The sequence below is a fragment of the Streptomyces sp. GbtcB6 genome (assembly GCF_019091475.1).
Lineage (GTDB): Bacteria > Actinomycetota > Actinomycetes > Streptomycetales > Streptomycetaceae > Streptomyces > Streptomyces hyaluromycini.
Window position 1 is genome coordinate 128355 of record NZ_JAGXJL010000024.1, and the last position, 23520, is coordinate 151874.

Genomic DNA, 23520 nt, shown 5'->3' on the forward strand with positions numbered 1-23520 from the left:
CAACACCCGGATCCACGGCCCGCGTTGCCGAGGTGGCGAAAAACGTCGGCCACCCCCCGAACAGGTGGCGCAAAATCGTAAACCTCGAAATCGTCGCTCGATTGGGTGATCCGTTTCACGCTCGGCGGGAGCCGGTCAATCGGGCGCGATGGGCTCGGTAGCATCAAGCACCGGCACGGACGGGGGAACGTCGCCAATCCCTGAGCCGCGTATGCCCTGGGGCCCCGTCCGCCGGTCCACGAGCCGGAGGTGTGCCCATGAGTGCGGAGGCCACGAACCCTGCGACGCCCGGTCCTGCAGCGCCCGCAGCGGCGGTCCGCAGGAAGGCCCGCCCCCGGATCGACCTGCGTCGGCTCGGCCGGGCCGCGCTGCTCGGCAACGCCGCCCGCGGCAAACTCCCCGATGCCATCGGCCATGTAGCCGAGGCGCATCGCGCCCACTATCCCGACGCCGACCTCGAACCCCTGCGCCACGCCTGGGTCCTGGCCGAGTCCTCGCACCGCGGCCAGATGCGCAAGAGCGGCGAGCCGTACATCACCCACCCCCTCGCGGTCACCCTGATCCTCGCCGAACTCGGCGCCGAGACGACGACCCTGACGGCGTCTCTGCTCCACGACACCGTCGAGGACACCGATGTGACGCTCGACCAGGTGCGGGAACAGTTCGGCGAGGAGGTCCGTTATCTGGTCGACGGGGTGACGAAACTCGAGAAGGTCGACTACGGGGCCGCCGCCGAACCCGAGACGTTCCGCAAGATGCTCGTCGCCACCGGCAGCGACGTCCGGGTGATGTCGATCAAGCTCGCCGACCGTCTGCACAACATGCGCACCCTCGGCGTGATGCGCCCCGAGAAGCAGGCCCGCATCGCAAAGGTCACCCGTGACGTGCTCATCCCGCTCGCCGAGCGGCTCGGCGTACAGGCGCTGAAGACCGAGCTGGAGGACCTGGTCTTCGCCATCCTGCACCCCGAGGAGTACGAGCACACCAGGGAGCTGATCGCCGAGAACGCGGCCCGCGCCGACGACCCGCTCGCCGGGATCGCCGACGAGGTGCGCGGAGTGCTGCGTGAGGCCGACATCCCCGCCGAAGTCCTCATCCGGCCCCGGCACTTCGTCTCCGTCCACCGCGTCAGCCGCAAACGCGGCGAACTGCGCGGCGCCGACTTCGGCCGGCTGCTGGTGCTGGTCAACGAGGACGCGGACTGTTACGCCGTCCTCGGCGAACTGCACACCTGTATGACCCCGGTGGTCTCGGAGTTCAAGGACTTCATCGCGGTACCGAAGTTCAACCTGTACCAGTCGCTCCACACGGCGGTCGCCCGCGCCGACGGACAGGTCGCCGAAGTCCTCATCCGCACCCACCAGATGCACAAGGTCGCCGAGGCCGGCGTGGTCGCCCTCGGCAACCCCTACGCCCCGGCCGCCGACGCCCCGGCCGCCGGGACCCCCGCCGGCGAGGCCCTGGCCGCCGGTCCCTCGGCCACCGGCGCTCCGGCCACCGGTACGCCCGGCTCCGACGCCCCGGAGGACGGCGAGCGCGCCGACCCCACCCGCCCCGGCTGGCTCTCCCGCCTCCTCGACTGGCAGAAGGCCGCTCCGGACACCGACACCTTCTGGTCCACCCTGCGCGAGGACCTCGCCCAGGACCGCGAGATCACCGTCTTCCGCCCCGACGGCGGCGCCCTCGGCCTCCCCGAGGGCGCCACCTGCGTCGACGCCGCCTACGCCCAGTACGGCGAGGACGCCCACGCCTGCATCGGCGCCCGCGTCAACGGCCGCCTCGCGACCCTCAGCACGGTCCTCAGGGACGGCGACACCGTCCAGCTCCTGATGGGCCAGGACCCGGCCTCCGAACCCTCCCGGGAATGGCTGGAGCACGCCCACACCCCGGCGGCCCGGATCGCCATCCAGCGCTGGCTCGCCACCCACCCGGACCGTGCCGAAGAGCCGCCGGCCCCTGTCCCCAGCCGTCCCGTACTCGACCTCCCGGCCTCCGGCAGCGCCCCCGGCAGTGCCCCCCGGACCGCCAGCGCCGTGGTCGCCGACCGCCCCGGCGCGACCGTACGGCTCGCCGGCTGCTGCACCCCCGTACCACCCGACGAGGTCACCGGCTTCGCCGTGCGCGGGGGAGCGGTCACCGTGCATCGCGTGGAGTGCGCCTCGGTGGTGCACATGAAGAGCTCCGGGCGCCCCGAGGTGGCCGTGAGCTGGGGCGACAGCACGGCCTGCCGGGTCACCCTGGTCGCCGAATCGTTCGGTCGCCCCCATCTGCTGGCCGACCTCACCGAGGCCATGGCCCAGGAGGGCGCCGAGATCGTCTCGGCGACCGTGGAACCCCCCAGCCAGCAGCGCGTCCGCCACACGTACACCGTGGAGCTCCCCGACGCGGCCCACCTGCCCGCCCTGATGCGCGCGATGCGCAACGTGCCAGGCGTGTACGACGTCGGCCGAGCGCAACACCAGTGACCTACTCGTTCGAGTGGATCGATCGCGCGTCGCTGTCGTGAGGGTGGGGTGCGCTGGTAGCGGTGGTTCATGCCGCTCACCCTCCGCACCCGCCCGCTGACGGGAAGCACCCGCCCACTGACGGGACCCACCCGCCCGTTGCCGGAAGGCACCCATCGGTTGCCGGAAGGCACCCGTCCGTCCCGGCGTGTCACCGGTCCGCTCCGGCACCGGCGGGCCACCGCTCTCCTCGCCTGCGCCGTCTCCGTCGCCCTTCTCGGCGCGAGCGCCCCGCCGGTCCCGCTGGGCCTCGGCGACCGGCTCTTCCCGTACCTCGGCAACCCGGGCTACGACGTGGCGTCGTACGACCTCTCCTTCACCTATCCCGGCAGCAACGACAAGCCGCTCCAGGCCCTCACCACCATCGAGGCCCTGACCACCACCGACCTGGACCGGCTCAACCTGGACTTCGCGCACGGCAAGGTCGAGTCCGTCGAGGTCGACGGGCGGCCCGCGGCCTTCGACAGCGCCGGCGAGGACCTGGTCGTCACGCCCGACAGGCCGCTGCGGCAGGGCGACTGGACGCGCATCACGGTGAAGCACACCAGCGACCCGGTGTCCGCCAAGGGCCAGGACGGCGGCTGGGTGCGCACCACCGACGGGCTCGCCATGGCCAACCAGGCCGACGCCGCCCACCTGGTCTTCCCGTGCAACGACCACCCGTCCGACAAGGCGATGTTCACCTTCCACGTCACCGCCCCGAACGGCTACACCGTCGTCGCCAACGGGCTGCCCACGGAGCCGGCCCGGACCGGCCGCACGACCACCTGGACCTACCGCACCCGGCACCCCATGGCCACCGAGCTGGCCCAGGTCTCCATCGGCCGCTCCGCCGTACTGCACCGCGCGGGACCGCACGGACTGCCCGTCCGGGACGTCGTCCCGAGCGCCGACGTCAAGAAGCTCGAACCCTGGCTGGCCAGGACCCCGGACCAGATCGCCTGGCTGGAGAGCAAGGTCGGCACGTACCCGTTCGAGACGTACGGCGTGCTCATGGCACAGGCCTCCACCGGCTTCGAGCTGGAGACCCAGACGCTCTCCCTCTTCGAGAAGAACCTGTTCACCGAGCCCGCGTACCCCAAGTGGTACATCGAGTCGATCATGGTGCACGAGCTGTCCCACCAGTGGTTCGGCGACAGCGTCAGCCCGCACGTGTGGTCCGACGTCTGGCTGAACGAGGGCCACGCCACCTGGTACGAGGAGCTCTACGCGGAGGAGAAGGGCCACCAGCCCATGATCAACCGCATGAAGGCCGCCTACGGCGCCTCCGACCGCTGGCGCGCCGCCGGCGGACCTCCCGCCCTGCCCAAGCCCCCCGAGCCCGGCCAGAAGATCAGCATCTTCCGCCCGAACATCTACGACGGCGCCGCCCTCGCCCTCTACGCCCTGCGCCAGGAGATCGGCACGCCCGCCTTCGAGCGCCTGGAGCGGATCTGGGTCCGGCAGCACAAGGACGGCACGGCGACCACGGCCGACTTCGTCCACCTGGCCTCCGCGATCGCGAACCGCGACCTCACCGGTTTCTTCGACGCCTGGCTCTACGGCGAGAAGACCCCGCCGATGCCCGGCCACCCGGACTGGAAGCAGGTACCGGCCCCGAAGAAGCAGACCGGGAAGTAACGGCGGGGCGGCCCCCGGAATAACACGGTGCCGGGACGGGGCGTACCGTGCGACCATCGTGGGGCCGACACAGGTTGGCACAGGTCGGCACAGGTCGGCACAGTACGGGTCGGGGGGAATCTCCCGGGGTACTCGTACGTTGAGAGACTTGAACGCCGGCATCGGTATCCCCATCGACGTAAGGACCCAATGACCTCCTCTTCTTCCCCTTCCCAGGACACCAGGCGCCTCGCGCAGGACTACCCCGACGGTCTTCGGGCCGATGCCCTGATGGAAGAGGACGTCGCCTGGAGCCACGAGATCGACGGAGAGCGGGACGGCGACCAGTTCGACCGTTCCGAGCGCGCGGCCCTGCGCCGCGTGGCGGGCCTCTCCACCGAGCTCGAGGACGTCACCGAGGTCGAGTACCGACAGCTCCGCCTGGAGCGGGTCGTGCTGGTCGGGGTGTGGACCTCGGGCACCGTGCAGGACGCGGACAACTCCCTCGCGGAGCTGGCCGCCCTCGCCGAGACGGCGGGCGCGCTCGTGCTCGACGGCGTCATCCAGCGCCGCGACAAGCCCGACGCGGCCACCTACATCGGCTCCGGCAAGGCCCAGGAGTTGCGTGACGTCGTCATCGAGACCGGCGCCGACACCGTCATCTGCGACGGTGAGCTCAGCCCGGGCCAGCTGATCCAGCTGGAGGACGTCGTCAAGGTCAAGGTCATCGACCGGACCGCCCTGATCCTGGACATCTTCGCCCAGCACGCCAAGTCCCGAGAGGGCAAGGCGCAGGTCTCGCTCGCGCAGATGCAGTACATGCTGCCGAGGCTGCGTGGCTGGGGTCAGTCGCTGTCCCGTCAGATGGGCGGGGGCAAGGGCGGCGGCCTGGCCACGCGTGGTCCCGGTGAGACCAAGATCGAGACGGACCGGCGGCGGATCCGCGAGAAGATGGCGAAGATGCGCCGGGAGATCGCGGAGATGAAGACCGGCCGCGAGATCAAGCGTCAGGAGCGGCGCCGCAACAAGGTGCCGTCCGTCGCCATCGCGGGCTACACCAACGCGGGCAAGTCCTCTCTGCTCAACCGCCTCACAGGCGCCGGCGTCCTGGTCGAGAACGCGCTGTTCGCGACCCTGGATCCGACGGTCCGCCGCGCGGAGACCCCGAGCGGCCGCCTGTACACGCTGACCGACACCGTCGGCTTCGTCCGCCACCTGCCCCACCACCTGGTCGAGGCGTTCCGCTCCACCATGGAGGAGGTCGGCGGCGCCGACCTGATCCTCCACGTGGTCGACGGCTCGCACCCGGTCCCGGAGGAGCAGCTGGCCGCCGTACGCGAGGTGATCAGGGACGTCGGCGCCACCGGAGTACCCGAGATCGTGGTGATCAACAAGGCGGACGCGGCCGACCCGCTGGTCCTCCAGCGACTGCTCCGCAACGAGAAGCGCTCCCTCGCGGTCTCGGCCCGCACCGGCCTGGGCATCGAGGAACTGCTCGCCCTGATCGACAACGAGCTGCCCCGCCCGTCGGTCGAGATCGAGGCCCTGGTCCCGTACACCCACGGCAAGCTCGTGGCCCGCGCCCACAACGAGGGCGAGGTCCTCTCGGAGGAACACACCGCCGAGGGCACCCTCCTCAAGGTCCGCGTCCACGAGGAACTGGCGGCGGAACTGACGCCGTACGTTCCGACGCCGGCTGCGTAATAGTTCGTAAGTCAAGGCCCCGCTTCCCTTTTCAGGGAGCGGGGCCTTCCTTTACCAGGGGCGCGGGGAACTGCGCGAGCAACCCACGACGGCCCTCAGTCGCCCAAACACAGTCATTGCCACGGCGACAAGGCGTGGTGAACCGTCCTCACTGGTCGGCGAACTCCTTGCTGACCGCCTCGTACACACCCTTGGCCACATCACCGAACCGAGGCCCCGCCAACCACCCCGAACTCACGGGCCCGATCGATGTGTTGGACACCAACGCCGGCTTGCCGTCGGCACCCGTCTCCACCCAGCCGCCACCCGACGCCCCACCGGTCATCGTGCACCCGATCCGGTACATCGTCGGCGCCGACGCGTCGACCGACAGCCGCCCCGGCTTGTCCGCGCACTGGTACAGCAGCGACCCGTCGTACGGCTTCGCCGCCGGGTACCCGGTGGCCGTGATGCTCGACACCTTCGGCACGGCCGGCCCGTCGAAGTTCACCGGCAGCGCCGAACCGACCGTCTCCTCAAGGGACTTGCCGTCATTGCCCTGCTCGGGCGTCACATGGATCACGGCGTAGTCGTACGACGCACCGTCGCCCCCCGTCTCACCGCCCTGGTCGATCCACTGCTGCGAGGTCTGCGCCCCGTCACCCCACCAGACCCCGTACGGCGCGATCTGCGAACGGGTCGCCGCCGCCAGCGCCGAACCGGTCAGTCCCTTGTCGTTGTACGACGGCACGAACGCGATGTTGCGGTACCAGCCGCCGTTCTTGCCCGCGTGCACACAGTGCCCCGCCGTCCACACCAGGTTGGACTTGCCCGGGTGCGCGGGGTCCTCGACGACCGTCGCCGAGCAGACCATCGTGCCCTCGGGGGAGTCGAAGAAGACCTTCCCGGCCGTGGCCGCACTCGCGTGGTACGCCGGCCGCACCGCCTTCGCCTGAACGGGCTCCGGCGTCGGGTCGGTCACACCCTGGTCACCGGAGATGTCGTTGGCGTCGACGCCCTTGTCCTTGTCGGGGTCGTTGGCGTCCCGCATCCGGTTCGGGTCCCACAGACCCTTGATGATGGGGTTGATGAAGTCGTTGGCCTCGCGCAGCCAGTCGTCCTTGTCCCAGTTCTGCCAGGCGCCGTTCTTCCACTTGTCGATGTCGATCCCGTGCTCTTTGAGCTTGTTCTTGATGTCGTCCGGGATCTTGATCTTGCCGTCACCGGTGTCGGCCGTGGCGGACGCGGACGCCGGGCCGCCCGCGTTGTCGTCGCCGGAGCCGTCGCAGGCGGTGGCGGTCAGCGCCAGCGCCGAGGCGAGGGCGACGGCCGCCAGCGCACGAGGCGCGCCCTTTCCACCTCGCAGGGCGAACGACGGCCGGATGGATCGCATGGTGGTGACTCCCCCTGTTGGTAAGGAACTTCAGCGCCACACACTATGCGCTCGCTGTGCGCCGCTTCCGATGGAAGGGCAACGGTTTCGCTACGGCCTCACCAGCGAGGAAACCGGAGTTCGTGCGTGGGATCGACGCGTCGCATGTAACCGGTGTCGTCGCGAGTGCGCATTCCCGACTGCAGGTACGGCCGGTGCATCCGGTGCAGCCGGTCGAGCGCCCCGTGATCGAGTTCGACGCCGAGCCCGGGACAGGTGGGGACCAGGACCGCCCGTCCGCCAACTCCGGCACTCCGGGCCGGATCACGTCGTCGGTGCTGTTCCACGGGTAGTGGCCGTCGCAGGAGCGGTCCAGGTTCGGGATCACCGCCGCGACCACCGTGGCCGGCCGTTCATTTCCATGAACCTGCATCGCATATCCAAATGTTCAGTAGAAGCAGTGAACCGCTCGACTCGCATGTCAAGACATGACCGAGGGGAGCTCGGTCGTGGGGCGGATCCATGTCCGGCAGGTCGAACGGCGAGTAGGCCGGGAGAGCAAGCTCGTGGCAATGATCTTGAGGCGACCCGTAACCCGCTGGACGGTCCGGGGTTGGTAGCGGTGGGGGGCCCGCTGCCTGCGCCCGGTGCCCGCCGATCAAGTCGCCTCTGGACAGCGGGGAGGACAGCGAGCCGTGGCCGTGACGGAGTCGGTGACCGGGGGGACGTTCGGGGGAGCGCGCGCGGCGCACGAGGGGATCCTGAGGCGTCAGTCGGCGCGCGAGTCGCGGGCACGTACCTACGCGCGCGCCCTGCCCATCGTGCCGGTGCGGGCCCGCGGCCTGACCATCGAGGGCGCCGACGGACGCCGTTACCTGGACTGCCTCTCCGGCGCCGGTACCCTCGCCCTCGGCCACAACCACCCCGTCGTGCTGGAAGCGATCCGCAAGGTCCTCGATTCCGGCGCCCCGCTCTCCGTCCTCGACCTGGCGACCCCCGTCAAGGACGCCTTCATCACCGAACTGTTCCGCACCCTGCCGCCCGGCCTCGCCGACCGCGCCCGCGTCCAGTTCTGCGGGCCCGCCGGCACGGACGCCGTCGAGGCCGCCTTCAAGCTCGTCCGGGCCGCGACCGGCCGCACCGGCATCCTCGCCTTCACCGGCGCCTACCACGGGATGACCACCGGAGCCCTGGCCGCCTCCGGCGGGGCCGGAGACGTCCGCGTCGCCCGGCTGCCCTACCCCCAGGACTACCGCTGCCCGTTCGGCGTCGGCGGCCCCCGCGGCGCCGAACTCGCCGCCCGCTGGACCGAGACCGTCCTCGACGACCCCAAGTCCGGCGTCCCCCTCCCCGCCGGCATGATCCTCGAACCCGTCCAGGGCGAGGGCGGGGTGATCCCCGCGCCGGACGACTGGCTTCGCCGGATGCGCCGGCTCACGGCCGACCGGTCCATCCCGCTGATCGCCGACGAGATCCAGACCGGGGTGGGCAGGACCGGCGCCTTCTGGGCCGTCGAGCACAGCGGCGTCGTCCCGGACGTCATGGTCCTGTCCAAGGCCATCGGCGGCAGCCTCCCCCTTGCCGTCGTCGTCTACCGCGACGACCTCGACGTCTGGGAACCCGGCGCCCACGCCGGCACCTTCCGCGGCAACCAGCTCGCCATGGCCGCCGGTACCGCCACCCTCGCCCACGTCCGCGAGAACGCCCTCGCCGAACGAGCGGGCCTCCTCGGCTCCCGGATGCTGACCCAACTGCGCCGGCTCCAGGACGACTTCGCGTGCGTGGGGGATGTGCGAGGGCGGGGGCTGATGATCGGCGTGGAGCTGGTGGACCCGGAGGGGGAGGGGCTCACGGGGTTGACGGAGGGGCGCGCGAAGGAGGCGAAGGGCGCGGAGGACGCGAAGGGGGCCGCGGGGGACGCGGAGGCTCGGGGAGCCGGTGATGCGGTGAGGGCGCGAGGCGGCGCGGTGAGCGAGTGGGACGGTGAAGCCCGGCCCAGGCCCCGCCCCGCCGCTCCCGAACTGGCCTCGGCCGTGCAGCGCGCCTGCCTGGAACGGGGCCTGATCGTCGAACTCGGCGGCCGCCACGCAGGTGTCGTACGGCTGCTGCCGCCGCTGAACATCACCGACGAACAGGCGGCCGCCGTACTGGACCGCCTCGCCGACGCCGTGGCGGCCGTGGCCCGAGATCCGGCCGCCCATGGCGCCCGGCCCCGACGCTCCGAGGGCCGCAAGGAGCCGGCCGACTGACCGGCGCACCGGGAACGCCGCGACCGGTCGGCGCCCCCGACACGAACCGGCCGACCGAACCGCCGGGAGGGAACTCGCTTCCCGGATCGTCCGGACCACGTGGTCCACCCACGCCACCCAGGCCGCCCGGACAGGACCTGCCCGCCGAATCGCCGACAGCAGCCCGGCCGACCGGTGCAGCCCGGACGAACCAGCCGGCCGACGATCCCGGAGCGGATCGACCGCCCCACCCACCGAAGCCCACATCATCCACACCTCTCTCATCAGGACACTCAGCACTCGACCCACCGCTCGACTCACCACCCGACCAGCCCGGTTCGCCGGCACGACGCCGAGCACCGCACCGCCCGAGTCCCCGAGTCCCCGAGCCCCCGAGGAACCCTCCTTGAACGCCACCCCCACCCCCGACGACAACGGAGACCAGGGCCCACCGGGGCGCCCCGTTCCGCTCGCCGAGTCGGTCCCCCAGCAGCGAGGCCGTACCGCCCAGCCCGAGCGACCGCGCGAGGACACCGGAGACCTCCTCGAACACCCCGACCCACACATCGCCGCCCAGGCTGCCGCCGTGGAGAACCTGCTCCGCTGCTGGGTCCGCGAGACGAACCTGCCCGCGCCCGCCACCGGCACCCTCCGCATCCTGCTGCCCGCCAGCGGTACCGTGTTGATCACCCCGATCCGCCACTGGTCCCCGACCGGCTGGCACCGCTTCGACCCACCCCGCCTGGCCGGCGCCCCCGACACCGCCCCGCCCGTCGACGCGGTCACCCTCGCCGCCCTGCTCACCCGCGAGACGACCGCGAGACCGGCGGGGACGGCCGACCGAGCCGATGGCAGTTCCGGCCAAGCCGGGGGCAGCGTCGGCCACGCCGACGGCACAGCCGCCCACGCCGGGGGCACGGTCGGCCACGCGGCCGACGGCGCCCCGAGCGCATGGGCCACCCCAGACGGCGACGACCTCGTGGCCAGGGTCGCCGACTCCCTGCGCCGCACGGTCACCTTCATCGCGGACCGGCGCGCCCACCCCGCCGACGGCCCTGACCGCTTCCTCACCGCCGAGCAGGCACTCCTCCTCGGGCACCCGCTGCACCCGACCCCGAAGAGCCGGGAGGGCCTGACCGAGTCCGAAGCCCGGCTCTACTCACCGGAGTTGCGCGGCTCCTTCCCCCTGCACTGGATGGCGGTCGCCTCCTCCCTTCTCATCACCGACTCGGCCTGGACCGAGCGAGGCCGTCCCGTCCCCGCGCCGCACCTCATGGAACGCCTGTCCGGCACGGTCCTGCCCCTGCCCCACGGCTACGCCGCCGCCCTGCCCCTGCACCCCTGGCAGGCCCGCGAGATCGGCCACCGCGAGGAGACCGCCGCGCTCCTCGACGCCGGACTCCTCCGCGACCTGGGCCCGCTCGGCGCCCCCTGGCATCCCACCTCCTCCGTACGAACCGTCCACCGCACCGGCGCCCCCGCCATGCTCAAGCTGTCGCTCGGCCTGCGCATCACCAACTCCCGGCGGGAGAACCTCCGCAAGGAACTCCACCGCGGCGTCGAGGTGCACCGCCTGCTGCGCACCGGTCTCGCCAAGCAGTGGCAGGCCGCCCACCCCGGCTTCGACATCGTGCGCGACCCCGCCTGGCTGGCCGTCGACGGCCTGGACGGCCGGCCCGTACCCGGACTCGACGTGGTGATCCGGCACAACCCGTTCACCCCGACCGACGATGTGTCCTGCGTCGCAGGGCTGGTCACGCCCCTGCCCCTCGACATCCCGGAGACGAAGGGCAGGCCCCGGCCGAACCGCTCCCGGCTGGCCCGGGTGGTCTCCAGGCTCGCCGAACGCACCGGCCGACCCGTCGGTGCCGTCAGCGCCGAGTGGTTCCTGCGCTATCTGGAGCAGGTCGTCCGCCCGGTGCTCTGGCTGGACAGCGAGGCCGGCATCGCCCTGGAGGCGCACCAGCAGAACACCCTGCTCCTGCTGGACGCCGATGGCTGGCCCGCCGGTGGCCGCTACCGCGACAACCAGGGCTACTACTTCCGCGAGTCCCGACGGGATGACCTCGACGCCCGGCTGCCCGGCATCGGCGAGCACAGCGACACCTTCGTCTCCGACGAGGTCACCGACGAACGCTTCGCCTACTACCTCGGCATCAACAACGTGCTCGGCCTGATCGGTGCGTTCGGCTCCCAGCGGCTCGCCGACGAGCGCCTGCTGCTCGCGGCCTTCCGCCGGTTCCTCACCGACGCCGCCGCCGGACCAGCCCCGCTGCGCACCTCCCTGCCCGCCCGCCTGCTCGAGTCACCCGTCCTGCCCTGCAAGGCCAACCTGCTGACCCGGCTGCACGGCCTCGACGAGCTCGTAGGCCCGGTCGACACCCAGTCCGTCTACGTCACCATCACCAACCCCCTCCACTCCGCACCCTCCTGACCCCACACCGACACGGTCACCGACACCGTCACCGACTCCCGATCACCACCCTTCTGCCACCGCCCTTCATGCATCGCCTTCATGCATCGCCTTCATGCATCGCCTTCATTCACCGACCGAGGAACATGACCCACCTCGTCTCCTGAGAGGAGCGCACCATGCCTCCCACCGACGCGAGCGCCGACACAGGCCCCGTCCCGGTCCACCCAGGCCGTTCCGGACCCGCCGAGGACATCAGGGACTGCGAGGACACCCTGGACCTCCGCCTGCCCGACGAATTCCTCGCCCTCGTCGCCGGGAAGACGCCCGACGCCGGCGAACGAGCCCCCGGGCCCACCCACGACCGACTCGGCCCAGTCGATTCGCCCGGCGTCCTCGACTCGCCCCGCCCGCTCGGACTCCCGGGCCCGCCCGGCGCGCTCGACCTGCTCGACCAGATCGGCACCTGGGGCCCCGCCCAGACCCCCGTCGGCGCCTTCCACCTGCTGCCGGTCCACGTCGAGCGCGACCTGCCGATCATCAGCGGCTGGATGAACGACCCCGCCGTGGCCGCGTTCTGGCAGTTGGCCGGCTCAGGGGCGCAGACGGAGGAGCATCTGCGCGCCCAGCTCGCGGGAGACGGACGCAGCGTGCCGTGTCTGGGCATTCTCGACGGCGTCCCGATGAGTTATTGGGAGATCTATCGAGCCGACCTGGACCCGCTCGCGCGCCACTATCCGGCCCGCCCGCACGACACCGGTGTCCACCTCCTCGTCGGCGATGTCGCCGACCGGGGACGGGGTCTGGGGTCCGCCCTGCTCAGGGCCGTGGCCGATCTCGTACTCGATCACCGCCCCGCCTGTGCGCGTGTCGTCGCGGAACCCGATCTTCATAACACCCCCTCCGTGGCCGCCTTCCTCAACGCGGGCTTCCGCTACGCCGCCGAGGTCGATCTGCCGGGCAAACGGGCCGCCCTCATGATCCGGGACCGGTCCCTACGTCATCTGATGTAGCGCTGAGTGATTGCGTGTACACATGTAGTACGAAGCGGCGACCGATCGAGTTCCCGGCCGTCCGAAAGAAATCCGGGAGGCCCGGCCTTCGGCCCGGCCTTCCCCCTTGGCCTGCCTGTCCAGGAGCCCCCGGCGTGATCCCACCCCACGTCCCCGCCTTGATCGCCCGATTGTCAGTGCCGGGTCGTAGGGTGGTCGCGCTATGACGAAGCCCTCACTCCCTGAACTCCTGCATGCCGCTGTCACAGCTGTCGGCGGTACGGAGCGCCCCGGCCAGGTGACCATGGCCGAATCGGTCGCCGAAGCGATCGACGACGGATCCCATCTGCTGGTCCAGGCCGGCACCGGCACCGGTAAGTCGCTCGGCTATCTGGTGCCCGCGCTCGCACACGGAGAGCGGGTGGTCGTGGCGACGGCGACCCTCGCCCTGCAGAGACAGCTCGTCGAGCGGGATCTGCCGCGCACCGTCGACGCCCTGCACCCGCTGCTGCGCCGCCGCCCGGAGTTCGCCATGCTCAAGGGCAGGTCGAACTACCTGTGCCTGCACCGGCTGCACGAGGGCATTCCGCAGGACGAGGAGGAGGGCCTCTTCGACCAGTTCGAGGCGGCCGCGCCCACCAGCAAGCTGGGCCAGGACCTGCTGCGACTGCGCGACTGGTCCGACGAGACCGAGAACGGCGACCGCGACGACCTCACGCCGGGCGTCTCCGACAAGGCGTGGGCTCAGGTCTCGGTCTCCTCCCGGGAGTGCCTCGGCGCGTCCAAGTGCACCTACGGCGCCGAGTGCTTCGCCGAGATGGCCCGTGAGCGCGCGAAGCTCGCCGAGGTCGTCGTCACCAATCACGCCCTGCTCGCGATCGACGCCATCGAGGGCGCCCCGGTGCTCCCGCAGCACGAGGTGCTGATCGTGGACGAGGCGCACGAACTGGTCTCCCGGGTCACCGGCGTGGCCACCGGCGAACTCACTCCGGGCCAGGTCAACCGTGCGGTTCGGCGTGCCGCCAAACTGGTCGACGAGAAGGCCGCCGACCAGCTCCAGACCGCCGCCGAGGGTTTCGAACGGTTGATGGAGCTGGCCCTGCCGGGGCGTCTGGAGGAGATCCCGGAGGATCTCGGGTACGCCTTGGGGGCGCTCAGGGACGCCTCCCGGACCGTGATCTCCGCGCTCGGCACGACCCGCGACAAGTCGGTCCAGGACGAGGACGCGGTCCGCAAGCAGGCGCTGGCCTCGGTGGAGACCGTGCACGACGTGGCGGAGCGGATTGTGAACGGCTCCGAGTGGGACGTCGTCTGGTACGAACGCCACGACCGCTTCGGCGCCTCCCTGCGGGTCGCCCCGATGTCCGTGTCCGGCCTGCTCAGGGAGAAGCTCTTCGCGGACCGCTCGGTCGTCCTCACCTCGGCGACCCTCAAGCTCGGCGGCGACTTCAACGGCGTCGGCGCATCCCTGGGCCTCGCCCCGGAGGGCACGGAGGGTGAGGACCTCCCGCAGTGGAAGGGCGTCGACGTCGGCTCGCCCTTCGACTATCCGAAACAGGGCATCCTCTACGTCGCCAAGCATCTGTCGCGCCCCGCACGGGACGGCGACCGCGCCGACATGCTCGACGAACTGACCGAGCTGATCCAGGCCGCCGGCGGCCGCACCCTCGGCCTCTTCTCCTCGATGCGGGCCGCCCAGCAGGCCGCCGAGGAACTGCGCGTCCGGATTCCCGAGTTCCCGATACTCCTGCAGGGCGAGGAGACCCTCGGCGAACTGATCAAGAACTTCGCGGCGGACCCCAGGACCTGTCTCTTCGGCACGCTGTCGCTGTGGCAGGGCGTCGACGTCCCCGGCCCCAGCTGCCAGCTGGTCGTCATGGACAAGATCCCGTTCCCGCGACCGGACGACCCGCTGATGAGCGCCCGGCAGAAGGCCGTCGAGGACGCCGGCGGCAACGGCTTCATGGCGGTCGCCGCCACCCATGCCGCGCTCCTGATGGCGCAGGGCGCCGGCCGGCTCGTACGCGCGTCGGGGGACCGCGGCGTGGTGGCCGTACTCGACCAGCGGCTGGCCACCGCGCGGTACGGCGGCTATCTCAAGTCCTCACTGCCCGACTTCTGGTACACCACGGACCGTAACCAGGCGCGGAAGTCGCTGGCGGCGATCGACGCGGCGGCGCGTCAGGCGGAGACGGAATGATCGTGGGTCGGCCTGTCCCGACGCGGGGACAGGCCGACCCACGATCCAGAGTGATGAATGAAGCGGTTCTGGGCAGTGCAGGACCCCGGAACCGGCGCAGGGGTCCCGGGGCCCGATCGGAGGGCGGGCGACATTGACCGCCCGCCGCAGGCGTCACACGCGCCGCAGTACCGCGACGACCTTGCCCAGGATGGTCGCGTCGTCGCCGGGGATCGGCTCGTAGGCCGCGTTGTGGGGGAGGAGCCAGACGTGGCCGTCCTCGCGCTTGAAGCGCTTGACGGTGGCCTCGCCGTCGAGCATGGCGGCGACGATGTCGCCGTTCTCGGCGACCGGCTGGCGGCGGACGGTGACCCAGTCGCCGTCGCAGATCGCGGCCTCGATCATGGAGTCACCGACGACCTTGAGTACGAACAGCTCGCCGTCGCCGACCAGCTGCCGGGGGAGAGGGAAGACGTCCTCGACCGACTCCTCGGCGAGGATCGGCCCACCGGCGGCGATCCGGCCGACCAGCGGGACGTAGGACGCGGCGGGCTTTCCAGCGGTGTCCGTGGGCTGCACGCTCACGGCCTGGTCGGAGCCACGCACCTCGTACGCCCGGGGGCGGTGCGGGTCACGGCGCAGGAAGCCCTTGCGCTCCAGTGCCATCAGCTGGTGTGCCACCGAGGACGTGCTGGACAGGCCGACGGCCTGGCCGATCTCGCGCATCGACGGCGGGTAGCCCCGCCGCTGCACCGAGTCCCGGATCACCTCGATCACCCGGCGTTGCCGGTCGGTGAGGCCCGAGCTGTCAGCCCGGATGCCTGGAGGTCGGCCCGGCAGGGAACGCTTGTGTCCCTCGGGATTCACGGCTTCGTTCATGGCATGCACCGGGTCGAGTCGGCCCTGGGAGCGGTCCTGGGCGGTGATGGTGGCACTGTCTGCGGTCGTGGTCACGTCGGCCCCTCTCGATGGTCTCCCTGCTGGACAACGGTAGTTGCTTTCGAAAGGTTGCGCCAAACACACGTTCGAGTGAAAAAACGCGGTTCACCGTACGTGATCACATGTCTGGGTGTATGGCTCACGCGGTACCCGGCGGGCAAAAGGGCCCATTGTTGTACTCTTCACCGCCGGGGTGATGGCCTTGTGGGTGTGCCCAGTCTGCCATCCTGGCCGCCGCCGACCGGGATGTACCTCCCCATCTGCGCCGGAGTCGCACGTGACCTCCGTGCGGCGCCCACGGTATCTCCGTATCCGCCGTAGCGGTACGTGTGCGACACGCGCAACCTGGCGATGTATCAGCCAATCACCACATCTAGTGGTTGGATTGCTACGGCAGCCCACAAGTTGTGGTCCCCCGGGTCTCCGGTCTCTCTGAGATCGCCTATGCTTGGGGCTGCTTCGAGGGGCCCATGTGGCCCAGCGAGGCTATTGAGTCTGCTGTGAGGAGGGTTGGAGATCATGCACTGCCCCTTCTGCAGGCACCCCGACAGCCGCGTGGTCGACAGTCGTACGACCGATGACGGCACGTCGATCCGCAGGCGCCGCCAGTGTCCGGACTGCTCCCGTCGTTTCACGACCGTGGAGACGTGCTCGCTCATGGTGGTCAAGCGATCCGGAGTCACCGAGCCTTTCAGTCGTACCAAGGTCATCAACGGCGTGCGCAAGGCATGCCAGGGGCGGCCTGTCACCGAGGACGCACTCGCCCAGCTCGGCCAGCGGGTCGAGGAGGCGGTGCGGGCCACCGGAAGCGCCGAGCTGACCACCCACGACGTGGGGCTGGCCATACTCGGTCCGTTGCAGGAACTCGACCTGGTCGCCTATCTGCGATTCGCCTCCGTCTACCGGGCGTTCGACTCGCTCGAGGACTTCGAGGCCGCGATCGCGGAGCTCAGGCAGGCTGCGCAGGACCCCGCCGCGGACGACGAAGACGCGGGAGCGGGGGGTCGGGAGGACGATCACGGGCCAGGCGGGAGCGCACAGGTGCCCGCACCCGTTCACATCGCCGGCTGACGGGCGGACCGGAACCGGGCGGAGGGCCCGGATCCGGTTGTCGGACGGCGATCCAGGACTTGTCGCGGGTGGTAGCTGAGAGCACTCGTGACGTGAAAACAGAACAGTGTGTCACGGGAACATCGTGGCATTTCAGGGCGTTTTAGCCCGTACAGGGAGGCGGCATGACAGAGACGGCGAGCGGTCCGGCACGGAGTTCCCGCGCGAAGGGAACCAAGGCCACCAAGGGACTGCGTATCGAGCGCATCCACACCACCCCCGGCGTGCATCCGTACGACGAGGTGAGCTGGGAGCGCCGTGACGTCGTCATGACCAACTGGCGCGACGGCTCGGTCAACTTCGAGCAGCGTGGCGTCGAGTTCCCCGACTTCTGGTCGGTGAACGCGGTCAACATCGTCACCAGCAAGTACTTCCGCGGTGCCGTCGGCACCCCGCAGCGCGAGACCGGTCTCAGGCAGCTGATCGACCGCATCGTGAAGACGTACCGGAAGGCCGGCGAGGAGTACAAGTACTTCGCCTCGCCCGCCGACGCCGAGATCTTCGAGCACGAGCTGGCGTACGCGCTCCTGCACCAGATCTTCAGCTTCAACAGCCCCGTGTGGTTCAACGTGGGCACCCCGCAGCCCCAGCAGGTCTCCGCCTGCTTCATCCTGTCCGTCGACGACTCCATGGAGTCGATCCTCGACTGGTACAAGGAAGAGGGCATGATCTTCAAGGGCGGCTCCGGTGCCGGCCTGAACCTTTCCAGGATCCGCTCCTCCAAGGAGCTGCTCTCCTCCGGTGGCAACGCCTCCGGCCCGGTCTCCTTCATGCGCGGCGCCGACGCCTCCGCAGGCACCATCAAGTCGGGCGGTGCCACCCGCCGCGCCGCCAAGATGGTGATCCTGGACGTCGACCACCCCGACATCGAGGACTTCATCGAGACCAAGGTCAAGGAGGAGGAGAAGATCCGCGCCCTCCGCGACGCGGGCTTCGACATGGACCTGGGCGGCGACGACATCACGTCCGTCCAGTACCAGAACGCCAACAACTCGGTCCGCGTGAACGACGAGTTCATGACGGCGGTCGAGCAGGGCGGCCGGTTCGGTCTGCGCGCCCGGATGACCGGCGAGGTCATCGAAGAGGTCGAGGCCAAGAGCCTGTTCCGCAAGATGGCCGAGGCGGCCTGGGCCTGCGCCGACCCGGGCATCCAGTACGACGACACCATCAACCACTGGCACACCTGCCCGGAGTCCGGCCGGATCAACGGCTCGAACCCCTGCAGCGAGTACATGCACCTGGACAACACGTCCTGCAACCTCGCCTCGCTGAACCTGATGAAGTTCCTGAAGGACGACGGCAAGGGCAGCCAGTCCTTCGACGTCGACCGCTTCACCAAGGTCGTCGAGCTGGTCATCACCGCGATGGACATCTCCATCTGCTTCGCGGACTTCCCGACCCAGAAGATCGGCGAGAACACCCGCGCCTTCCGCCAGCTCGGCATCGGCTACGCCAACCTCGGCGCCCTGCTGATGGCGACCGGCCACGCCTACGACTCCAACGGCGGCCGCGCCCTCGCCGGTGCCATCACCTCCCTGATGACCGGCACCGCCTACAAGCGCTCCGCCGAGCTCGCGGCGGTCGTCGGTCCCTACGACGGCTACGCCCGCAACGCCGACGCCCACAACCGCGTCATGAAGCAGCACGCCGACGCCAACACCGTGGCCGTCCGCACGGACGACCTGGACACCCCGGTCTGGGCCGCCGCCACGGAGGCCTGGCAGGACGTGGTGCGCCTCGGTGAGAAGAACGGTTTCCGTAACTCCCAGGCGTCCGTCCTCGCCCCCACCGGCACCATCGGTCTCGCGATGTCCTGCGACACCACCGGCGTCGAGCCCGACCTGGCCCTGGTCAAGTTCAAGAAGCTGGTCGGCGGCGGCTCGATGCAGATCGTCAACGGCACGGTCCCGCAGGCCCTGCGCCGCCTGGGCTACCAGGAGGAGCAGATCGAGGCGATCGTCGCCCACATCGCCGAGAACGGCAATGTGATCGACGCTCCCGGCCTCAAGCACGAGCACTACGAGGTCTTCGACTGCGCCATGGGCGAGCGCGCCATCTCCCCGATGGGCCACGTCCGCATGATGGCCGCGATCCAGCCCTGGATCTCCGGCGCGATCTCCAAGACGGTCAACATGCCGGAGACGGCGACCGTCGAGGAGGTCGAGGAGATCTACTTCGAGGCCTGGAAGCTCGGCGTCAAGGCGCTCGCGATCTACCGCGACAACTGCAAGGTCGGTCAGCCGCTCTCCGCCAAGACCAAGGAGAAGGAGAAGGCCGAGGTCACGGTGAAGGCCGAGGCGACCATCCGCGAGACGGTCGAGAAGGTCATCGAGTACCGCCCGGTCCGCAAGCGCCTCCCGAAGGGTCGTCCCGGCATCACCACGTCCTTCACCGTCGGCGGCGCCGAGGGCTACATGACGGCCAACTCCTACCCGGACGACGGCCTGGGCGAGGTCTTCCTGAAGATGTCCAAGCAGGGCTCGACCCTCGCGGGCATGATGGACGCCTTCTCCATCGCGGTCTCCGTCGGCCTCCAGTACGGTGTGCCGCTCGAGACGTACGTCTCGAAGTTCACCAACATGCGCTTCGAGCCGGCCGGCATGACGGACGACCCGGACGTGCGGATGGCGCAGTCGATCGTCGACTACATCTTCCGCCGCCTGGCGCTGGACTTCCTGCCGTTCGAGACGCGCTCCGCGCTCGGCATCCACTCCGCCGAGGAGCGTCAGCGGCACCTGGACACCGGTTCGTACGAGCCGGCCATCGACGACGAGGTCGACGTCGAGGGCCTGGCCCAGTCGGCGCCGCGCGCCCAGGAGCTGAAGGCCGTGGCCGCCCCGCGGACCGAGGTCGGCTCGGCGAAGCCCGCCCCGAAGCAGGCGCACACCAGCGCCGAGCTGGTGGAGATGCAGCTGGGCATCCAGGCCGACGCCCCGCTCTGCTTCTCCTGCGGTACCAAGATGCAGCGGGCCGGCTCCTGCTACATCTGCGAGGGCTGCGGCTCGACCAGCGGCTGCAGCTGACGAGTCGATGTGACGTGAAGTAAGGGGCGCCGGCCATGGCCGGCGCCCCTTACCGTTTGTCCGCCCGGGTGGTCGTTCGCCGTCAGGGACGGCCGAGTCCGCCCATCTCCCGGGTGAAGACCACCGGATCATCCTCGAAGCCGTGCAGGCCGGGCCGGAAGCTCCAGTCCCCGGACCCGTCGCGTACGAACTCCGCGACGGCGGCCGCCGTCGCCCCGAGAACCGAGCCGAAGTCGTCCTCGGCCAGCACGTTGTAGCCCTCCCGGACGCGGACGGCCGGGTTCAGGACATTCACGAACGTGCGGTGCGCGACCCGCTGCTGGATGACGACTCCGACCACCACGCGCGCGTACCGGCTGTCGAGCCGGTCCAGTTCGAGTGTCATCACCTCGTCCCAGCCGAAGCCCTTGCCGTCCTGGCTGTCCCGGTTGAGAAAGATCGTGCCGTCGGGCGAACGGCTGTCGAAGTGCACGAGATAGGCCGGAGTTCCGTACGGGTCGGCCGCTGTGAACGTCCCGGCGATGACGTCGAGATCGGTGGGCGGCTGCCCGGAAGGGCTGGGATCCCACTTCACCGCGACCTCGACCTTGCTGATCGCCTTGCTGAAACCGCTCATCACGCGTCCCCTTCCCCCTAGAGGTCCACTGCCCAATTGATGGGCTGCCCAGGCTCTTTGTCCATCGTGCCACGCGCGCGGGGGCGCATGCGCGGGTGATCTCAGCCGGAGCGTGACCGGCGCCACGCTCCATGGCCTTACGATGGCGCGGTGCTGGTCAAGTGGATTCGCTGCACCGTGGTTGACCGCCGGGGCTTCGAGCGGGGGCAGCGGAAATGGGCGGGGCTTCTGGGGGAGCCGGGATTTCGGGGACAGGGCGGGGGATGGAGTCGGCAGCGCCCTGGAGTGGCGCACATCTTCGCGTTCTGGGAGAGCCGTGCCTTCTACGACTCCTTCATGGCGCGTTCGCACGACCGCCTGGCCGCGTCCCAGTCCGGCACGTACAAGGACCAGCAGGTCAAGCTGTTCGAGTACCGGTTCGATGTGAAGACCGGCTTCGAACCGCGGTTCACGGACAGCGACCTGGTCCGGGTGGCCCTGTGCCGGGTGCACGAGGAGCGCGTCGAACACTTCACGCTGATGCAGGAGAAGGTCTGGAACCCGGCTATGGCCGGCTCGCCCGGCATGATCCGTGGCATGTTCGCGGAGGCCCCGGCACACGAGTTCATGATCCTTTCCATGTGGCGGTCGGCCGCCGAGCACGGCAAGTACCGCACCGAACGGGTGGAGCGGCTGGCGTTGCGGGCCCAGACGGAGGCCGACATCGCGGCCCTCACGGGTGACATCGTGGAGCTCGAGCCGAGCTGGATCGTTTGAATATCCAACCCACGATTTGTGTGACCTGCGCTGTATGGGGCCCGTTCGAGTGCTCGATTTTTCGTCACTCGATCTAGGGTTTTGGCATGGCACGACCACGGCGCATCGTCCTTGTCCGGCACGGCGAGTCAACCGGCAATGTCGACGACTCCGTGTACGAGCGGGAACCCGACCACGCGCTGGCCCTGACCGAGCGGGGCTGGCGGCAGGCTGAAGAGACCGGTAAGCGCGTCCGGGAGATCTTCGGCCGGGAACCTGTCAGCGTGTACGTCTCCCCGTACCGCCGTACGCACGAGACCCTCCGCGCCTTCCACCTCGACCCGGATCTCATACGCGTGCGTGAGGAGCCCCGGCTGCGCGAGCAGGACTGGGGAAACTGGCAGGACCGCGACGACGTGCGGGTGCAGAAGACGTACCGGGACGCGTACGGGCACTTCTTCTTCCGCTTCCCCCAGGGCGAGTCCGGTGCCGACGTGTACGACCGCGTCGGCGGCTTCCTGGAGAGCCTGTTCCGCAGCTTCGAGGCGCCGGACCACCCGCCGAACGTGCTCCTGGTGACCCACGGCCTGGCGATGCGGCTGTTCTGCATGCGCTGGTTCCACTGGACGGTCGCGGAGTTCGAGTCGCTCTCCAACCCCGGGAACGCCGAGATGCGGATGCTCGTTCTCGGGGAGGACGGCAAGTACACGCTCAACCAGCCCTTCGACCGCTGGCGGGACCCGGAGCCCTACTGGATGAGCGGTTAGGCTGGCCGCGATGATCTCCTCCACTGATTCCCCGACCCCCGGGCGCCTGGAGCGCGCCCTGGCCAGCCTGCGCGGACTCGCGGTCGGCGACGCGCTGGGCTCGCAGTTCTTCGTGCCGGTGAACTACCCGCTGCTGAAGCGGCGGGAACTGCCTCCGGCTCCCTGGCAGTGGACCGACGACACCGAGATGGCCTGCTCCGTCGTCGCCGTCCTGGCCGCCCACCACCGCATCGACCAGGACGCGCTGGCCCACTCCTTCGCCGCGCACCATGACTTCGACCGGGGCTACGGCCCCGCGGTCAACCGCCTGCTACGCCTCGTCCGGGAAGGCGGCGACTGGCGCGAGCTGGCCGCCGGGCTCTTCAACGGCCAGGGGTCCTGGGGCAACGGCGCGGCTATGCGGATCGCGCCCCTGGGCGCCTGGTACGCGGACGATCCGGAGCAGGCCACCCACCAGGCCGAGATCTCGGCCTACCCCACGCACCAGCACCGGGAGGCCGTGGTCGGTGCCATGGCCGTGGCGGCCGCAGCGGCGCTGGCAGCCGCGCCCGGCGGCCCGCCGAGCCCCGAGGCGCTCCTCGACGGGGTCGTCGCCCTCGTCCCCAGGAGCGCCGTCGGCCAGGGCCTGCGGCGCGCCCGGGACATGCTCGACTACGCCGACGCGGGCACCGTAGCGGCCGTCCTGGGCTGCGGACGGCGTACGTCCGCCCATGACACCGTCCCCTTCGCCCTCTGGTCGGCGGCCCGCGCCCTCGGCGACTACGAGACGGCGTTCTGGACGACCGCCCAGGTGGGCGGCGATGTGGACACCACCTGCGCCATCGTGGGCGGCGTGCTCGCGGGCGGCCGGCAGGGAGCACCGCCGGCCGCATGGGCGGAGCGGACCGAGGCACTGCCGGAATGGGTGCCGGCGGGGACGGGGACCGCTGCCGGCGGGTGACCGACCGAGGTCGGGCTCGGACCGTGTACGGCGACGATGCGGTTCGGCGCCCCTTCGGAGCGGGCTCGCAGGGAAGGTCGCGAGGCCGCGGCGCCCCGAAGGCTTGGGAGGCGTGCGGCGAGGCCTTGCCTGCCGTCTCGTGGCGGGCCCGGTGTCTCAGGGCCGTCGAAGCGTGCCGGGGTGAAGCCTCGTCGGTCCGAGGCCGGCCCGTCCCCGGCATCTGTGGTCCATGCTGAATCCCGTGGTCCGCATAGGAGACTCTCCGTACCCGCCGGGAACTCTGCGTGACCGCCGGGCGTTCTCCCGGCAGCCGCTCCACTTGACGCATGTGCCGGAAGGTGGGCGGGAGGCGTAGTGGCGGGGGAGGTGTCGGTCATGTGGGTCGGGTCGGCTCTGCTGATGGTGTGCGCCGTGGTGATG

15 protein-coding genes and 1 pseudogene are annotated in these 23520 nt (G+C 70.3%); 12 read left to right on the forward strand and 4 right to left on the reverse strand.

Features of this window, described 5'->3' with window-relative positions; genetic code table 11:
* The first annotated feature begins 257 nt into the window (after window positions 1–257).
* The 3 genes from KVT45_RS33740 (at window position 258) to hflX (ending at window position 5807) form a co-directional block, all read left to right on the forward strand.
* Entirely contained in the window at window positions 258–2465 is a 2208-nt protein-coding gene (locus tag KVT45_RS33740; RefSeq protein WP_217552953.1) for a bifunctional (p)ppGpp synthetase/guanosine-3',5'-bis(diphosphate) 3'-pyrophosphohydrolase, read from the forward strand.
* Between the two features lie 69 nt (window positions 2466–2534).
* Window positions 2535–4124, forward strand: coding sequence for a M1 family metallopeptidase (locus KVT45_RS33745; RefSeq protein WP_217552954.1), 1590 nt, complete (start codon window positions 2535–2537; stop codon window positions 4122–4124).
* Window positions 4125–4313: 189 nt separating this feature from the next.
* A complete protein-coding gene (hflX, locus tag KVT45_RS33750; RefSeq protein WP_217552955.1) occupies window positions 4314–5807 on the forward strand; it encodes a GTPase HflX in 1494 nt (497 codons plus the stop codon).
* A gap of 148 nt (window positions 5808–5955) precedes the next feature.
* On the opposite strand, the gene KVT45_RS33755 is transcribed toward hflX, so the two are convergent.
* Window positions 5956–7179, reverse strand: coding sequence for a serine protease (locus tag KVT45_RS33755; RefSeq protein WP_217552956.1), 1224 nt, complete (start codon window positions 7177–7179; stop codon window positions 5956–5958).
* A 98-nt stretch (window positions 7180–7277) separates the two neighbouring features.
* A pseudogene (locus tag KVT45_RS56670) lies at window positions 7278–7561 on the reverse strand (enolase C-terminal domain-like protein); the annotation flags it as partial.
* A gap of 292 nt (window positions 7562–7853) precedes the next feature.
* Between KVT45_RS56670 and KVT45_RS33765 the strand changes: the two are divergent.
* The 4 genes from KVT45_RS33765 to KVT45_RS33780 all read left to right on the forward strand — a co-directional run bounded on the left by KVT45_RS33765 (window position 7854) and on the right by KVT45_RS33780 (window position 14991).
* A complete protein-coding gene (locus KVT45_RS33765; protein WP_217552958.1) occupies window positions 7854–9407 on the forward strand; it encodes a diaminobutyrate--2-oxoglutarate transaminase family protein in 1554 nt (517 codons plus the stop codon).
* 385 nt (window positions 9408–9792) lie between these two features.
* Window positions 9793–11820: an IucA/IucC family siderophore biosynthesis protein gene (locus KVT45_RS33770; protein ID WP_217552959.1), complete on the forward strand. Its 2028-nt coding sequence runs from the start codon at window positions 9793–9795 to the stop codon at window positions 11818–11820.
* A 158-nt stretch (window positions 11821–11978) separates the two neighbouring features.
* On the forward strand, window positions 11979–12812 hold the full coding sequence (locus tag KVT45_RS33775; RefSeq protein ID WP_217552960.1) for a GNAT family N-acetyltransferase: 834 nt from the start codon (window positions 11979–11981) through the stop codon (window positions 12810–12812).
* A gap of 202 nt (window positions 12813–13014) precedes the next feature.
* On the forward strand, window positions 13015–14991 hold the full coding sequence (locus KVT45_RS33780; RefSeq protein ID WP_217552961.1) for an ATP-dependent DNA helicase: 1977 nt from the start codon (window positions 13015–13017) through the stop codon (window positions 14989–14991).
* Window positions 14992–15144: 153 nt separating this feature from the next.
* On the opposite strand, the gene lexA is transcribed toward KVT45_RS33780, so the two are convergent.
* A complete protein-coding gene (gene lexA / locus KVT45_RS33785; RefSeq protein ID WP_089104346.1) occupies window positions 15145–15924 on the reverse strand; it encodes a transcriptional repressor LexA in 780 nt (259 codons plus the stop codon).
* A gap of 504 nt (window positions 15925–16428) precedes the next feature.
* Here lexA and nrdR point away from each other — a divergent pair.
* Window positions 16429–16980, forward strand: coding sequence for a transcriptional regulator NrdR (gene nrdR, locus KVT45_RS33790; RefSeq protein ID WP_217552962.1), 552 nt, complete (start codon window positions 16429–16431; stop codon window positions 16978–16980).
* A gap of 164 nt (window positions 16981–17144) precedes the next feature.
* Complete coding sequence (locus KVT45_RS33795; RefSeq protein ID WP_217552963.1) at window positions 17145–20042, forward strand: vitamin B12-dependent ribonucleotide reductase; 2898 nt, start codon at window positions 17145–17147, stop codon at window positions 20040–20042.
* Window positions 20043–20124: 82 nt separating this feature from the next.
* Here KVT45_RS33795 and KVT45_RS33800 read toward each other — a convergent pair whose 3' ends face one another.
* On the reverse strand, window positions 20125–20658 hold the full coding sequence (locus tag KVT45_RS33800; RefSeq protein ID WP_217552964.1) for a TerD family protein: 534 nt from the start codon (window positions 20656–20658) through the stop codon (window positions 20125–20127).
* 150 nt (window positions 20659–20808) lie between these two features.
* Here KVT45_RS33800 and KVT45_RS33805 point away from each other — a divergent pair, with 150 nt between their 5' ends.
* The 3 genes from KVT45_RS33805 (at window position 20809) to KVT45_RS33815 (ending at window position 23100) form a co-directional block, all read left to right on the forward strand.
* Window positions 20809–21414 (forward strand): YdbC family protein, encoded by a 606-nt coding sequence (locus tag KVT45_RS33805; RefSeq protein WP_089104343.1) that lies wholly within the window; start codon window positions 20809–20811, stop codon window positions 21412–21414.
* An 86-nt stretch (window positions 21415–21500) separates the two neighbouring features.
* On the forward strand, window positions 21501–22160 hold the full coding sequence (locus KVT45_RS33810; RefSeq protein ID WP_217552965.1) for a histidine phosphatase family protein: 660 nt from the start codon (window positions 21501–21503) through the stop codon (window positions 22158–22160).
* Between the two features lie 10 nt (window positions 22161–22170).
* Entirely contained in the window at window positions 22171–23100 is a 930-nt protein-coding gene (locus KVT45_RS33815; protein ID WP_217552966.1) for an ADP-ribosylglycohydrolase family protein, read from the forward strand.
* Window positions 23101–23520 lie beyond the last annotated feature (420 nt).